Annotated in this window: 11 protein-coding genes; 6 read left to right on the top strand and 5 right to left on the bottom strand. The window is 36.6% G+C overall.

The genetic code is table 11. The features are described from left to right. Window positions 1–155: 155 nt before the first annotated feature. From IIC38_10390 to IIC38_10380, 3 genes are all read right to left on the bottom strand, one after another. Entirely contained in the window at window positions 156–1,418 is a 1,263-nt protein-coding gene (locus tag IIC38_10390; GenBank protein MCH8126359.1) for a DUF1343 domain-containing protein, read from the bottom strand. Between the two features lie 187 nt (window positions 1,419–1,605). Beyond that, window positions 1,606–3,678 (bottom strand): transglycosylase SLT domain-containing protein, encoded by a 2,073-nt coding sequence (locus IIC38_10385; GenBank protein MCH8126358.1) that lies wholly within the window; start codon window positions 3,676–3,678, stop codon window positions 1,606–1,608. Window positions 3,679–3,831: 153 nt separating this feature from the next. Next, window positions 3,832–4,911 (bottom strand): response regulator, encoded by a 1,080-nt coding sequence (locus tag IIC38_10380; protein ID MCH8126357.1) that lies wholly within the window; start codon window positions 4,909–4,911, stop codon window positions 3,832–3,834. 549 nt (window positions 4,912–5,460) lie between these two features. On the opposite strand from IIC38_10380, the gene IIC38_10375 reads away from it, so the two are divergent. From IIC38_10375 to IIC38_10350, 6 genes are all read left to right on the top strand, one after another. After that, complete coding sequence (locus IIC38_10375) at window positions 5,461–6,516, top strand: PorV/PorQ family protein (protein ID MCH8126356.1); 1,056 nt, start codon at window positions 5,461–5,463, stop codon at window positions 6,514–6,516. Window positions 6,517–6,768: 252 nt separating this feature from the next. Further along, a complete protein-coding gene (locus tag IIC38_10370; GenBank protein ID MCH8126355.1) occupies window positions 6,769–9,831 on the top strand; it encodes a T9SS type A sorting domain-containing protein in 3,063 nt (1,020 codons plus the stop codon). Next, a complete protein-coding gene (locus IIC38_10365; protein ID MCH8126354.1) occupies window positions 9,831–12,809 on the top strand; it encodes a PD40 domain-containing protein in 2,979 nt (992 codons plus the stop codon). Before IIC38_10370 ends, IIC38_10365 begins: the two co-directional genes overlap by 1 nt. A gap of 155 nt (window positions 12,810–12,964) precedes the next feature. After that, window positions 12,965–13,768 carry a hypothetical protein gene (locus IIC38_10360; protein ID MCH8126353.1) on the top strand — a complete coding sequence of 268 codons (804 nt, stop codon included), beginning with the start codon at window positions 12,965–12,967 and terminating at the stop codon, window positions 13,766–13,768. 32 nt (window positions 13,769–13,800) lie between these two features. Then, the gene (locus IIC38_10355) at window positions 13,801–14,523 is read left to right on the top strand and encodes a hypothetical protein (protein MCH8126352.1); all 723 of its coding nucleotides are present in this window, start codon (window positions 13,801–13,803) and stop codon (window positions 14,521–14,523) included. 15 nt (window positions 14,524–14,538) lie between these two features. Beyond that, on the top strand, window positions 14,539–15,456 hold the full coding sequence (locus tag IIC38_10350; protein MCH8126351.1) for an SDR family oxidoreductase: 918 nt from the start codon (window positions 14,539–14,541) through the stop codon (window positions 15,454–15,456). A 27-nt stretch (window positions 15,457–15,483) separates the two neighbouring features. Here IIC38_10350 and IIC38_10345 read toward each other — a convergent pair whose 3' ends face one another. Continuing rightward, on the bottom strand, window positions 15,484–15,768 hold the full coding sequence (locus IIC38_10345) for a DUF427 domain-containing protein (GenBank protein MCH8126350.1): 285 nt from the start codon (window positions 15,766–15,768) through the stop codon (window positions 15,484–15,486). 151 nt (window positions 15,769–15,919) lie between these two features. Continuing rightward, a complete protein-coding gene (locus tag IIC38_10340) occupies window positions 15,920–16,507 on the bottom strand; it encodes an ATP-dependent Clp protease proteolytic subunit (GenBank protein MCH8126349.1) in 588 nt (195 codons plus the stop codon). Window positions 16,508–16,590 lie beyond the last annotated feature (83 nt).

Raw genomic sequence — 16,590 nt, 5'->3', positions numbered from 1 at the left:
AAACCTTATAATTGGTATCCAAGAAAAGATCATTTCACGCTATTTTCATGCTTAACTTTCTGCTTTTTCATATGTATGGAAATAGATCCCGTTCACGACGGGATGACATAATTGGAAGTTTTAAGCTTAAAAACATGATTCATGAATTATCCAGGTTAATAGAGTAAATAGTTTTTCCTTGCCATTTTATACTTAGCCAAATCCCCACTCCAACTTGCAATTATATTTCTTACAGGAATACCATCCATTATTTGCTGCTTTATATTCGAGTCGCCAAGGAGTCGATCAAAATAAGAGTTAAATGTTAATTCATTTTTATATAATTGATATAAAGTTGATAATAGATTTAGGCTAAACGAAACCGAGCGGAATACATTTCGATTTTCAATATGTAAATAAAATCCTTTACATAATTGATCCTCATATTCAGGCGATGGCGCTGCATTAGCAATGGAAACTGGAGTAAATTCTCTGGATTCAAGCTGAATACCATATGTTTGAAAAGCAGATAATTTTGATTTCACAATATCCGGTTCAATCCAGGGAGCTCCAATGAGATTGAAAGGTGTTGATGTTCCCCTGCCCTCAGATATATTTACGCCCTCGAGCAAACCCATACCCGGGTAAAGAATGGCTGCATCCAAGGTTGGCATGTTGGGGGAAGTTTTAATCCAGGGTAAACCCGTTTGATCAAACCACTGCATTCGCTGCCAATTTTTTATAGGGACTACTGTCAAATCAACATGGATACCATTTGCCAACCATCCCTCACCATTGATCATCCGGGCTAACTCTCCTGCTGTTAAGCCATGTCGGATAGGGATAGGAAACATCCCCACAAAGCTCTTATGTTCCGGTTGTAATATCGGTCCTTCAATGATTTCTCCGGAAATTGGGTTAGGGCGGTCAAGAACGATAAAAGGTATCCCATGTTCTGCAGCTGCTTCCATTGCCAATGCCATAGTGCTCATGTAAGTATAAAATCTCGTACCAATATCCATAATATCAAATAACAGCAAATCCAGGCTATCTAACATCTCCGAAGTTGGCTTTCTGTTTCTTTGATAAAGACTAAAGACAGTTATCCCTGTCAATGAGTCGATATAAGTTTCTATAAACTCACCACCCGTTCGATCTCCTCGTATTCCATGTTCCGGAGCAAAGAGTGCAGCTATATGTATATTAGGGACTTTTTTTATCAAAACATCCACAATGTGCTCGCCATTGGATGAAAGAGCTGTATGGTTCGTAATTATACCTATTTTTCTTCCTTCAATAAGGTTTATACTTTCTTGAATGAGAACGTCCAATCCAGGTTTGACTGGTTCAAACTTATTTTCACAGCTTAAGAAAAATAATAAGTTCCCCAATAGGACCATGCTTAGCAATCCATGAACTCTCTGCTTAGAAGTAAACATTCATCCTCTTGAATTTGGGTGAAAAAACAATCTGAATCTTTGAATACCTACTTGGTTTGGGCAACAAGATTATAGTAACTAAATTCGAAAAAAATCGGTTATAGTCAATACTAATTTAAAGCGATTGAATTTAAGTGCAATAAATTATTCGAAGAAAATCAAGTGATGAATTTTAAAATAAACCATATCAAAAGTTTGAGGATAAAACTTGGGGTTTTGGAGTAAGTATTTTATTGATTTCACTATTTGCTGAGGTTGATTCGATGGCCTGAATTTCCGGAATTAATATTAGATCCCCAGGTTTCAGTTTTTGAAAATCTATTTCACTGTTATAACTTTTTATCAACCAAAAGGGAAGTTTATAAACGTAATTACATAAATACCAAATATTATCGCCTCTTTTTATTTGATGCGTTGTCGTCCCCAAGACGTTGTAATTCAAAAAGAAATCCTCTTCGATTCCCCTGTGATACTCTAACCTGGAATTGATGAAATCTTCAGGTTTAACTTTTTGGAAAACGATTCTAATTTCGGTTCCGAACTGAATATCTTCTCCATAAGTCAAATCATTCAAATTTCTAATGTGTTGAGTTGGGATTTTTAACCAATCGGCATAATGCCCCAGTGTTTCGTCCGGTTCAACTATCACAACGCCTTCAACAGGATTTGTGTTTGTAATAAATAAAATCTCAGGTGTAATGGACTTTCTACTATTTACTGTAGAATAATCTATGGCCTGAGGTTCAACCTTTGGTCCGGCAGATTTTGGAATACCTGATACTTTTTCTGATTGAGACATTTCAATTGATTTTATTTCTTTCGGTACAGGGGCTGCTGCGATCACTTTCTCCTGAGTTTTCTTATTTTCAATTTTTGTAGATTTTTCTTTTGTCAAACTTACCAATTGTTCTTTTTGAGGAATTCGTAATACCACACCGGTACGAATTCTGTTAGCGCTTGCAATATTGTTCATAGCCATTAATGCAGCAGTAGATGTTCGGTGTCGACTGGCAATTTTGCTTAGTGTATCCCCTCGCCTAACCCGATAATATTTTGATAACTTTTGATCGACAAAAAGCTGCGATTCCGGTACGCTGGCAAATAATAAAGCCGGATCGATGTTAATCGGTAATCGAAGCATATATTTCTTTGGTAAATATTTCGAATCATTAAAAATCGGTTTTCTTAAAGCAGGGTTAAACTCTCTTATTTTCTGAACACTAATATTAAAATAATTTTCTATAGTGCTTAACTTGACAAAATAAGGCAATTCAAACTCTTGAAATTTTTCTGGCGGTTCAAATGCAATTTCACTGAAATATTCCTGATAATTCTCAACGACGTGCAATGCTGCCAAAAATTCACAATAGAAATTTCGAGAAGCAAACCCAAAATATCGACTTCGATACTTTGCGATAATCTTGACGATATCCGTCGTGTTCAGTTTCCTTTTAGCTCGCTTCATTCCAGGAAGGCCATGGTTGTAAGCAGTAATAGCAATCGGCCATTCTCCGAGAGTATTGTATTTATTTTTTAACAGCTTTGCTGCTGCTTCAGTCGATAATAGTGGGTCTAATCGTTCATCAATTTCATAATTGATTTTTAGATAACGACGCCCGGTTCGCCTTGTAATTTGCCACATCCCCGCAGCTCCTGCCGAAGAATAGGCTAAATAATTAAATGAAGATTCCACATGAGGAAGGACACTTAATTCTTCAGGAAGCCCATGTTTTCTAAAAATTCGTTTAATAAGATCAATATATTTACCGGATTGCTTTAGCCCTCTTTCAAATCGATCCTTTTGTCCGCGCTGAACTCTAATATTCTTAGCAGCGGTCCTATAGACTCTGCGATTTGTGGATTCTCCAAAATATTTGAATATTTCCAATTCTTTCGATGTTAATTTCTTAAGGTTGGTTTTTGATGATCCTAATTTTAAAAGGATTGAGCGATATTGTTTACTTTTCTTCTTTAAGAACTTCCTCTCTTTTTTAGTTTGCGGCAGATCTATTTGATCTTTATGTAGCCTTCCCAACTGCACTACTTCATAAACAATTGACAAATTTCTAGTATCATGAATGATGTATTCATTCGTATGATATTTGGTGTACACATCAATCCAAAATTCAACTTGTACCTCAAGCTCCTGAGGTAAAGGAAATCGATCAGAGGAAGTAAATGGCGTATCCTTGGCTTGGCTTAAACCAACAATTGCAAGAATCAATGAAATAATTAAACTGTATGCTTTTGATCGTACCATAATGATTTCTTTTTTTTAATCCTAATTATTCTGTACAACTGCTATACTATATTTTTTGATAAACAAATACAATTAATAATCATTAATAATTCCAAAAATTAACCAAAGATAAAAAATAAGAATTTCAAAAATCGGTTAATGTACCAATATTTATTATTTGTCTTTAACATTTCTTTTATTTTCCTCTAAGATGGACAGCTGATAAATACGAAGAATTTTCTGCTCGGGAATTTTTGCAAAGGATTCAACTACATACGGATCAAATTGAGTCCCTTCATTTTCACGTAGAATATCATAAGCTTTCTTAAAACTCTGTGCCGATCGATAAACACGGTTGCTGGTTATTGCATCAAACGCATCAACTACTGCAAAAATCCGGGCGCCTATTGCAATATCCTCTCCTTTAATTCTTCGCGGATAACCTTTACCATCAAATCTCTCATGATGATAAAGAATGATATCAAGACATTGCTCTAAAAATTTTATGTCTTTCAACATTTCATACCCATAAATGGGATGTTTTTTCATTATTTCCCATTCGCTCTCCAACAATTTTCCCGGTTTGAGTAAAATGGAATCCGAAATTCCGATTTTTCCAACATCGTGCAAAAGTGCTCCGCGTGTGATAGATATCAACTCTTCTCCTTGAATACCCATTTCCATTGCCAGCAATCTTGTATAATCGACAGCTCTTTTGGAATGACCCGCCGTACTTTGTTCCCTAAAATCTAAGGCAGAAATTAAAGCTTCAAGAGTCTGTTGATAGGTATTTTCGATTTCATGATAAGCCCGAACAACCTCCATCGTTCGACCACGGATACTCTTTTCCAATTCATCATGATATGCTTTTTTTTTCAGAAGGAGACTTCTCCTCTCTAGTGCGCGTTTAACTGCTACTTGAATATCATTTTTTTGAAAAGGTTTTAAAATATAATCTGAAACTCCAATTTTCAAACATTCTACAGCTTGTTTTGTGTTTTCTGTACTGGTTAGAGCGATCATAGCTAAATTTGGATCGATTTTTTTAATTCGATGGAGAAGGTTAATCCCCTCATTATGGTTTAATTGAATGTCTGTCATTACCAGGTCAAAGCGATCGGATGTTAACTTTTTCAAGCCTTCATCAGCTGTTTGAACAGCCTCGCAAATATAACCAAACTCTTTTAAATATTGTTTGGTTAATTTCCGTATGGATTGCTCATCATCAACAACCAGAATTTTAGAAAAAAGCATAAATGAAAATACCTTAAAAATTAAATTAGTATTATTCTAAAAAAACAAAATATAGGAATCCCTATCTCAACTTATTTTCGGCATTTTTTAAGAATTTATTCACTACCTATATTAATTAAGATTTCATTGAATATAATTTGAGTGCTTGTTTCCTTAAAATCAAAAGGTCTGGACTATATTCGAAAACAATAATGCCGATATATATAACTAAATGATGTTTTTTGGTGAAATTGTTAATTTTAAAAATTTTTGTGGATATTTTTCTGTTATATAGCGTTAGATTGTTATTGTAATAATTAAACCTTGACAAGAACATATAGATATCTTAAATTAATTTTACAATTTTATTTCTGTAATATACCATGATTAAGGAGATTGCCGAGAAAATTTAGTTAAAGGTTGTTTTAGTTAAGAGTTCTTTTTTTTTGATTTGTCATTAACCTTTAGCTGTTTCGCATTCTCCATTTTAAAAACGAATGTCAGGGACAGAGAGGTTTCAATTAAGATGACATTGGTTTTTTTTATTTGGATATAATTCGGAGGTTTATAATGAAAACGAAATTCACTTCCCTGCTTTTAGCAATCGCATTGATATTTGGCATCCAAGCGGAAAGCAAAGCTCAAAGCGAAGCTGGAATATTGTTTCTATTAATTTCACCTGGTGTTCGTGCTGACGGAATGGGGGAAGCTTTTGTTGCAGTTGCAGATGATGCATCCGCTATTTTTTGGAATAGTGGCGGTTTAGCTTTCTTAGAAAATAATGAATTCTTATTCATGCATTCAAACTGGTTGCCTCAACTGTCATCCGATCTTTTTTATGATTATGGGGCCTTTACTCACCCAGTTGATGGTCTTGGGACATTTGGACTAAGTATTACTTACATGAATTTTGGAGAGCAAAATGTAACCGACGAAAGAGGACCTGAGGTTATTGATAAATTCACCAGTTACGATTTTGCTGTTTCGGGAGCGTTTGGCACCAAAATAAAATCAAATATTGGCCTGGGTGTCAACATGAAAATAATTAGAAGTAATTTAGCCCCCTTTGGAGCAGGAAAAGAGGAAGGGACAGGGCAAGCCTGGACATTTGGTGTAGATCTTGGAATTTTGTACAAGCAATTTTTGTTTGACCGATTGAATTTTGGGATTAACCTATCCAACATGGGGCCTAAAGTGGCATATATTGATGTGGATCAAGCCGACCCCCAGCCCACTAATTTAAAATTGGGATTTGCATATCGTTTACTGGATTCTGAATTTAACAAAATTACTCTGACTGCAGATTTCAACAAGCTTCTTGTTCGCCGGTATACAGATGGAAAATCGGACCCATTTTATAAAGCAATCTTCACATCTTGGGGAGATGAACCATTTGATCAAGAAATGAAAAAAGTGATTTCACATGTCGGAATGGAATATTGGTATGCCGATTTCTTTGCTTTGCGAGCCGGGTATTGGGACGATAAAATTGGCAAAATTCGCGCCAAAACTTTTGGTGCAGGTTTTAGATATTCGATCTACCAAATTGACTTTGGCTATATTGCTGCCGGTAAAGGCCATCCATTATCAGATACAATGCGATTCTCATTCTCAGTTATTTTTTAAAGCTACTTAGAAATTGCACTTTTTAGCGAATAAAAACCGAGGTCAAGTCATTGGCCTCGGTTTTTATTTGTATAGCACTGATGTACACTTCTTTTGATAAACATCAAAAGCAAGATAACTTTTAATAGTTATAAAAGCATGAACAATTTCAAAAGCAAAGTACTCTGTTTTCTCCTGTTTTTTTTCATCATATTAATTAGGGTATCCTTTTCCCAGGTTGGGCAAAAAACCACTTTAATTCCTCAATATAAATTGAATAGTATTAGTCTCCAAAAACTGCTCAGTATTGACTACTTTAATAAAACCGGAACTAGTTCAATAGTAAAAAGGAGAAATTCATCGATAACTCTTCGGGTAATGGGAATTCGTGTTTCTTTCCAACCTGACACTGTTTCAACCACCACGGGAAATGGCACTTTTAATATTAGTTCGAATGATAGTACAGTTATTGATCCGCCGCCGCATGATCGCGAATATTTTCTGGCTCAATTAACAGCCGCATCCCGTTATTATAAATCGGTTTCAAAGAGTAAATTAATTTTGACAGGAGATGTGTATCCACTGCAAAACAATCAAAGTTATGGTTTACCACAAAAAATGGAATACTATAACCCCAATACGACTGAAGAAGAACTCAATATTCGCCAGGCAGAATTGTTTCGAGATGCCATTTTAGCAGCAAATGAAGAAGATCAAATATTATTTTCTGAATTCGATATATTTGTGGTATTTCATGCTGGCGTAGGTCAAGATTTTTCGAGCGATTTCGATTTAACACCCAATGATATCCCATCCACATTCTTATCTGAAAATGATTTGAGAGAACGTCTTGGCAACAATGATCCGGCTTATGGCGGTATTGTGACATCAAATGGGATCGTTAAAGAGGGTATCATCCTACCGGAAACGCAAAACCAAGAAGACAGTGAATTTGCCCTGAAAGGAACTTTTGTTTTACTTCTCGGCAATCAATTGGGTTTACCGAGTCTTTTTAATACGGACACAGGTCAATCAGGTGTTGGCGCCTGGGGTTTAATGGATGCCGGCGCTAGTAATTATTTTGGTTTGATCCCTGCACAACCGACTGCCTGGTCAAAGGTATTCTTGGGTTGGGAAGAGCCAATTCTGTTAGAACCGGGAACCGGGATCCAGGTAGCAGTGAGTTCTGTTAAGAAGACGCCAAGAATTTTCAAAATCCCGATTAATGCACATGAGTATTTTCTAATCGAAAATAGAAGTTCCAATTACAATAAGGATGATATTACATTTGGTTTTGACCAATTTGGACATCGTCTTGAATTCGATAGAACCGGTAGATTCACCGCACAAATCGACACATCTGCCGGTGAACGCCTCGGAGTTATTACTTCGATTGAAGAATATGATTTTGCGATCCCTGGATCCGGTATTCTTGTGTGGCACATTGATGATCGAATTATTGAGGAAAATTATAATTCAAACAGAATCAATGCTGACCCTATAAACCGGGGTGTTGATTTGGAGGAAGCTGATGGTTCCCAGGACATAGGCCAAACTTTTGGTTTTTTGAGCCCCGGAAGCGGTAGTGAGTTCGGTGTGTTGCATGACGCTTTTTACAGTGATAATGAAATACACATTCTGGCAAATCAAAGTAATTTTGTTAGCTTCTCCCCCACTTCCAATCCGTCAAGCCGAAGCAACTCGGGTGCGCAGACATTTATCACTTTATCGAATTTCAGTTCAATCGATTCCGTTATGAAATTTGATTACAGTAATTCCGTAAACTATGCCAATTTTCCAGCTCGTTTCTCAGATAATACTAGGGTGAAATTTCCTCCAACCATTGCTGAACTTTCACAAACTAATCAAGCTGCTATCTTCTTCACACCCGGAAATAATCAAATTTTTGCATGGGATCATAATGGAAATCCTTTCATTCCAAGGAAAGACTCGTTGACAGTGCAAAACTGGGATGGTAATTTGGAACGATTTCAATTAGCGCTTTTTGATACAGTACAAGGTAATATTAGCCATCCAATTGTCGTAAATGATCGGATAAGTGAAACGCCTTCCATAATCTACGCAGCAGTGGATCATGAAAAACTAATCGCCTGGTCTACAAATGAGATTGATCTTAACTCGGGATTTGCTAAGCGTATTTGGGAGAAAGACCAGGAAGTAGACCACATGCTGGTGTGGCAAGGAAACCTTGTGGTTTCAGGCGGACAAACTATGAGCCTTTTTTCTTTCGACGGCACGCAATTATGGGAAAAAGATTTAAATAGTCAAATATTATCCTTTTGTAAAACGAATATTGCAACCGGACAAACGCATCTGGCAGTACTCACTGAAAGCAGTCTCTTAATGCTAAACCAGGCAGGTTCAATTTTGACTGAAAAACAGGTTAACATTGATCAATCGAATCAAAATAGTATTACTTCCGGGTATCTGAGCGACGTCAATTCACCTTCCTTAATTTTGAATTCCGGCAGGAAAATAAATGGCTTTACTTCTGAGCTGATTGAAATTGATGGTTTGGATTTTGAACTCGACAACCCGGTTATGGGCTACCCTGTTCTTGCGGACATCGATCACGACGGCTTTGGCGAAATCATACTTTCCACTCAAAAAAGCATTTGGGTATTCAATCATAATGGCACACTTGCGAATGGCTTTCCTGTCGAATTGGATCAGCCATTGCAAAATTCTGAAAGATATTATAGCGCTCCCCTCGTTTTATTAACTCCTTCAAGCGGAAATATTTTTGCGAAAAATGGACAGAATGATATTATCGTAATCGATGAGGCAGGTAATGTAAATTCGACATTATTTTATAGTGGCGGCGGCAGTATTGAAACGCCAAACCTATCTTTGGCAGACTTGAATAACGATGGAACCATCGAATTGATCGATGCAAATTCCGATGGATTTTTCCACGTCAGAAAAGTAGATATTTCCAATTGGCTTACAGAAGGTTCCTGGCTGCAGGCAAGGTTTGATGCAAATGGCAGTAGTAATAATACCTTTGTCCCGGAGCAAGTAATAAATCCAAATAATGAACTCGTTCAGTTTGCTTATAATTATCCAAATCCCACCGAAGGGAATCAAACAACATTTCGCTTTTTGTTACAAAAAGATGCACAAATTACGATTTCGATATATGATTTAGCTGGTGAATCAATCACGAAACTTGAAACAAATGGAACCGCAAATGTTGAAAACGAAGTTGTCTGGCCACTAACTGGTGTATCAAGTGGTGTTTATATGGCAAGGTTACTGGCAGATGACGGCAAAAGCCAGGATGTTCATATAATTAAAGTTGCGGTAGTAAAATAATGTCGCGATTAATAAAACCCTTTCTGTTTATCGTACTAATTATTTCATGGAATGATAATACGGCTTTGGCCCAGCCGGATGATTTCAACCATCCGGAATTGGATTGGTATAGCATAAAGACTGAACACTTTGAAGTTCACTTTCATAATGGCGTTGAACGGACTGCTAAGGAAATCGCTCGAATCGCCGAAGAAATCTACGCCCCCATAACAGATTTATATGGATATAAAGGCGATAAACCTTTTCATTTCATAGTGCGGGATCATGATGATTATTCAAATGGGGCTGCGTATTTCTACGATAATAAAATCGAAATCTGGGCCACACCAATGGATTTTGATCTCCGTGGAACACATCCCTGGCTCCTGGGTGTTGTCACTCATGAATTCACCCATATGATCTCCCTCGACCAATCCAAAAAATTTGGAGATCATATCCCGGCTCTATACTTCCAATATATCGGATACGAGCAAGAAATTAGACCCGATGTTCTTTATGGTTTCCCAAATAGAATTGTGTCCTTTCCATTTGCAGGTGCCATTATTCCCCCCTGGTTTGCCGAAGGTATAGCGCAATTTCAATCTGAAAATACGTCTTATGATTTTTGGGACACACACCGTGATATGATTCTCCGTACCGCAGTTTTAGATCATAAAATGCTAAGCTATAATGAAATGTCCTCGTTCGGACATACAAGCCTGGGGAACGAACAAGTTTACAATTCAGGTTTTTCCCTGGTCAACTACATCAGTGAAAATTATGGATCGGATACTATTGCAAAAATTACCAGAGGTATGAAATCTCCTCTCAGGATTAATTTCAACTCCGCGGTTAAGAAGGTTTTAGGAAAATCGATAGACAAGATTTATGATGAATGGAAGAATTTCCTTGAATGCGTCTACCAAGATGGCACAAAACAAATCTCAAAAAACGAAAATCGCGGGGTAATTATAGAAAAGGAAGGATTTGGCAATTTTTATCCGGTTTGGGCACCGATCAATAACCAGGTAGCTTATGTAAGCAATAAAGGTCGAGAACATTTTAGTCCTAGCAGCCTGACTCTATATGATTTTGACAAAAAGGAATTTCAAGAAATTAAGAGCAATGTTCAGTATTCACCTGCTTTTTCACCTGAAGGCAAACAGTTGGCTTATGTTAAAAAACATCGTTACGATCGATTTGGCTCTACATATTTTGAACTTTTTATCTATGATTTGGAAAGCAAACAAGAAACTCGAATTACCCATGGTGGAAGATTAAGAAATCCAAATTGGTCCCCGGTTGAAAACAAAATAGTGTGTGTAACCGGGAAAGATGGAACAGACAATATTGTCATCGTGAATCCCTCTCAGCGAACCATTCACCCAGTTACTCGATTTAAAAATGGGGAGCAAATCTTCCGGCCTTCTTGGTCTCCCGATGGCAAACGGATCGTTTTCGATATTTCCAATAATAATGGTCGGGATATTGCGATGATCAATAAAAACGGCGATAATTTTCGTTACCTGATTCAAGACGCCTCAGATTCACGAACTCCCGTTTTCAATCCCATCGGAGGATCCATATTTTTTAGCTGGGATAAAAGTGGTATTTTCAACATTTATGAGCTAGATCTTGAATCGAATGAATCCACTCCTCTTACCAATGTTATTGGTGGGGCTTTCATGCCAAGCTATCATCCACAAAGAGGACTCGCCTACAGTTTGTATACATCGGATGGTTATAAAATAGCATATATTGCCGATCCAAAAAAGCTGAACGAATTTAACTATTTAGCGAAAGAACGACTGCCGCGTTCCACTCCTGTGACAGAAATTGCCCAGACAAACAACGGAAACAACGGAAATTCATCTATTGGATATAATCAAAAAAATGATAATCCGGATGTAGAGAAATACAAGAATACATATGGGGTTTTGAATTTATTTCCAAGAGTAATGGTTGATTATAATACCCTGAAATTGGGCAGCTATTTTGCTTCGAGTGAAGTCCTTAATAAATATTCCATCCTGGGCGGTTTTGTACTCAACCGGTCATTTGATATGGATTTATTTGGCATTATCCAATACCGAAAATTCTACCCAACTATTTTTGTGGAGGTTTACAACCAAACTCGACATACCGAAGACAATAGTGATAAATTCAAGTATAACCTTTTGGAAGTTGACCTGGGATTGGAATTGAAACTCAACACAACTAACACAATACGCGGTATGTTTGTGTACAGCCGTTATGATGGAAAAATAACCACACAGCAAGGGAACAACGAAGTAAGGTTTAGTTACACTTATTTTCTCGGATCTGATTTCTCTTTAGAATGGCGGCATGAGGGTGTTGCCAGATCAAGAACATCAGTAATCAATCCAAGATTTGGCAGGCGATTTACATTAAAATATGATCGCCTTCATAACAAATTTATCAAGGGTTTTGAAATAAACCGGAAATACAGCACTGTTCAGGAAGTATTCAAACCATTTAATTACAATCAATTTAATTTTGACTGGTCAGAATTTTTTTCATTGCCCTGGAAGCATGGTCTGGAATTTCATGTCAGAGGTGGTTTTATCGATAAACCTGTTGAAAGCTTCTTTAATTTATTTGCCGGAGGACTTCTTGGCTTAAAAGGCTATCCTTATTATAGCATCGAAGGAAGAAAACTTTTAAATACTTCCTTATCCTACCGATTCAAAATATCGGATAACCTTGGAGTCAATATACCACCCTTCCAATTTGACAAACTTTACGCAGGCTTATTTGTGGATTTTGGCAATGCCTGGAATGAGGGTTCTATTCAACTGGATGATTTCAAGAAGGATGTTGGATTTCAAATTCGGGTTGATACGTTTGCTTTTTATAATTTTCCAATGAGATTATTTTTTGATGGTGCTTACGGTTTTGATGAAATAACAAACCGCAACTTTAAGTATGGTAAAGAATGGCGTTTTTATTTTGGCTTTACATTTGATTATTTGGATTAACAACAAATATTAATGGAAAAATAAACCAATTAATGGATAATAAAAAAACTCTTTCTTGTCATTTCCGCGTTCTTTTTAGCGGGAATCCAGCTGTAAGGTTTTCGTTCAGATCCTAAAATAATTTAGATATAGGATATTTGAAAAGGAAATTTAAAATGAAAAAAAAGAAATTATTTTTAGTTTTAGTTTTAATAGTATTTTTGAACTCACTGGTTTGGGCAGAAGAAAAATCAGAGAAAAAGAATGATGAACGTTTTTCAACCCAAAACCAGGAAATATTTGGCAAGCCATTCTTACCTATAGGTCCATCAATCCTTACTTCCTTTGCTTTCCAGGATTTGGAAGCAAACAAAAATCCGGATTTGAAATCATCCAAAAAAGGGCTGTTTTTTTCCTTATTGATACCCGGGAGCGGAGAGCTTTACACCGGATCCTGGTTGAAAGGGATTTTATTTCTAGGAATTGAAGTTGCAGCGTGGACAACTTATGCATCCAATAAGAAAAAAGGAGAAGATTTAAAAATAGAGTTTAAGCAATATGCTGCAGATTATTGGAGCAATGACCGCTGGAATCAATGGTGGAATTCTCTTCCGGAAGACACCAGGCAACAGTGGGCACATCATCAATTACCGGAGACCAAAACTCAGCAATATTATGAGATGATTGGCAAATACCAAAAATTCAATGCCGGTTGGGATGACGTGGCTTTAGCAAACGCATTGACAGATACCTCTGAAACTGGTTTACATTATATGGCTATACGTGGCAAAAGTAATGACAAACTTAAGTTAGCCACGGCAATGACTGGAATTGCGTTCGCTAACCATATTCTCAGCGCCCTTGACGCAGTTTGGTCTGTTAATCGTTTTAATAAGAAAATTCAACCGCTAGTTCGTTTAAAATATACAATAGTAAATAACAAACCGACGCCCGTTGCAAGCTTTGCAATAAACTGGTGAAATTCAATATTGTGCATGAAATGAAGTAGGCATTGAAAAAACTAATTTTTGTTATTTTTATTATGATTTTTCCAACGGTTTTATTTTGTGATGAAAATCCTAATTATTTTTCATCACGTCATTATCAATTATTCAGGCCATCAAAAATCACAATATTTAAACCACAACAAACCGAACCAACTTATGAATCGACCGGACCGGTCTTTCTAAAATCTTTACTGCTACCGGGCTGGGGTCAATTATCCACCGGAGCTAATACGAGAGCCCGCTCATTTATTGTTGCAGAAGGGTTGTTTTGGAGTACGTTTGCCTCATTTCAAATATATAGTCATTTGAAGCGAAACGATTTGGAAAACTTCGCGGTCCAAAGCGCTGGTGTCAAAGGAACCGGTAAGGAAAAAACTTTCTACACCGATGTAAGCAATTTTATTGATATTTATGAACATAACGAAGAGATGAGGCGTTTTCGTCGTTATGATGATGTATATCCAATTGACGAGGAGAATTTCTGGCAATGGAACTCAGTTAAGGACCAAAACAAATTTGATGAGTTACGCCTTTCTGCTGAAAAAGCGAACCGAAATTCCACTTTAATACTAGGAGCAATTATAGCAAACCATGTCATCAGTGGAATAGACGCCATATTTGTCGCTCGTGGAAAATTAACAAAAATTGGTTCTCATGTCAAAGTGGGTCCATCACTTGGAACTTCCGGGGATGTACATTTGAGTCTTTCCTTTTCAACGACCTGGTAACCGTTTTTTCCATAAATGCAAACTGAGAATTCGAATCCGATAAAAGAAAGAATTCTGATTACCGGGGGAAGTAGTTTTCTTGGTGGATATTTGGTTAAGGAAGCTGAAAAACGATTTGATGTTACAGCTACATACTATCAAAATCTTCCCATATATGATGGTTGTCATTGGCAGTTTTTAGATTTATCAATTATGGATCAAATTGAGAAGTGCGTTACTGATATACAGCCAAATATAATCATTCACAATGCTGCAATAACAAATGTAGATACAAGCGAAAAAAATAAAACACAAACTCTTAAAATAAATACACACGCAAGTAAGAAAATTGCTCAAATAGCACATGATATGGGAACAAGAGTAATATACATTTCAACAGACCTGGTTTTTAATGGTGTAGAAGCAGCTTATGGAGAAGACTCAGCCCCTGCTCCTTTAAACCATTATGGCTGGAGCAAATGGCAAGGTGAATTAGCTATAAAAGAAAACTGTTCTGATTATATTGTTATCAGACCTTCGATTATCTTTGGTCCACCAGTTATTTCCGGAACTTCTTTTAGCGAATGGATGATCCACTCATGGCGTAAAAGTAAGGCTACAAAGCTTTTTTCGGATCAATTCAGAACCCCTATTTTCGCAGGTAATTTAGCGGATGCCATCTTCGAAGCTGCAAAAATCGAGTTTACCGGGACACTTCATATCGGTGGCTCCGAATCAATTGATCGCTATCGATTCGGATTATTATTAGCGCAACATTTAGGTGCGGATATAAACAATATCGAAAAATCTACAATGCAGGATGTACAATTAACAGGCAACCGTCCAGCCGATGTATCTCTTGATATTACACTTGCCAAACAAATACTTAATACCCGATTGTACGATTGTCGTGAGGGAATTCTTAAAGCTTACCCCAATAAACAAGTTTCATAATTCTTACCAGAGAACCTCAATAATTAATTATTCTTCAACCTCTACACCTTTCCAGAAGGCAACATGGTCTTTTATTTGTTTTGCTGCGTCTTTCGGGTTTGGATAATACCATGCAGCATTTTCATTACGTTTCCCATCAACTTCGATATGATAATAGCTTGCAGTCCCTTTCCAAGGACATATCGTATGATAATCACTCTCAATGAAAAATTCTCTCATGATCGAATCCGGCGGAAAATATTGATTTCCTTCAACGACTTCAGTTTGATCGCTCTCGGCTAAAACTTTTAGGTTCCACCTGACTTTTGGCATTTTTCTCTCCTTATGACTTAATAACTTTGAGACTCTTAAAATAAACCATAAACCAAGAATATTTTTACGTAGATTTAAATTCCAGGTTTTAATTTTTGAGTTTTAAATGTTTTTCCAAAGACAATTTACTTTTCGATTTATAAAGTACTTATCAAATCTCTTCTGCTGATTTTATTATTTTATTGACCAATCCATAATCAATTGCTTCTTCTGCAGTCATCCAAAAATTGCGATCTGTTTCTTTTTCAATTTTTTTTAAGGATTGTCCTGTTTGTTTGGCAAATATTTTGTTAAGGCGGTATTTCATTTTAACGATTTCCTTTGCTTCAATACTGATGTCAGATGCCACACCACCAACACCACCCATGGGTTGGTGAAGTAAAAACCGGGTATTTGGAAGACAGTATCTTTGTTCCAAAGGAACAGATATGAAAATAAAAGCGCCTGCACTAGCAACCCAGCCAGTGCCTATTATTTCAACCTTTGGTTTAACGAATTGAATCATATCAAATATTGTATCTCCGGATTCGACATGACCACCTTGTGAATTAATGAATATCTTAATATCATTGTCAGAGTCGATAGACAAAACCAACAGTTTTTCAGTAACTTCTTTAGCTAGTTTCTGGTTTATTTCGCCGTAGATTAATAGGGTTCGTGTTTTAAATAATTTTTGATCTATCCTAAATTTAAGTCCGTCTTTTTCCTCTGATTCCTTAGACTCTATGTTCAATGTCATTTATTCTCCTTAGTTATTATTTGATTTCCACTCAAACAAATTGAATATAATTGATTCCTTGAGTGATGCAAACAAAATTGCTA

The organism is candidate division KSB1 bacterium (genome assembly GCA_022566355.1).
Taxonomy (GTDB): Bacteria; Zhuqueibacterota; JdFR-76; order JdFR-76; family DREG01; genus JADFJB01.
This window is presented reverse-complemented; position numbering and strand designations above follow the sequence as displayed.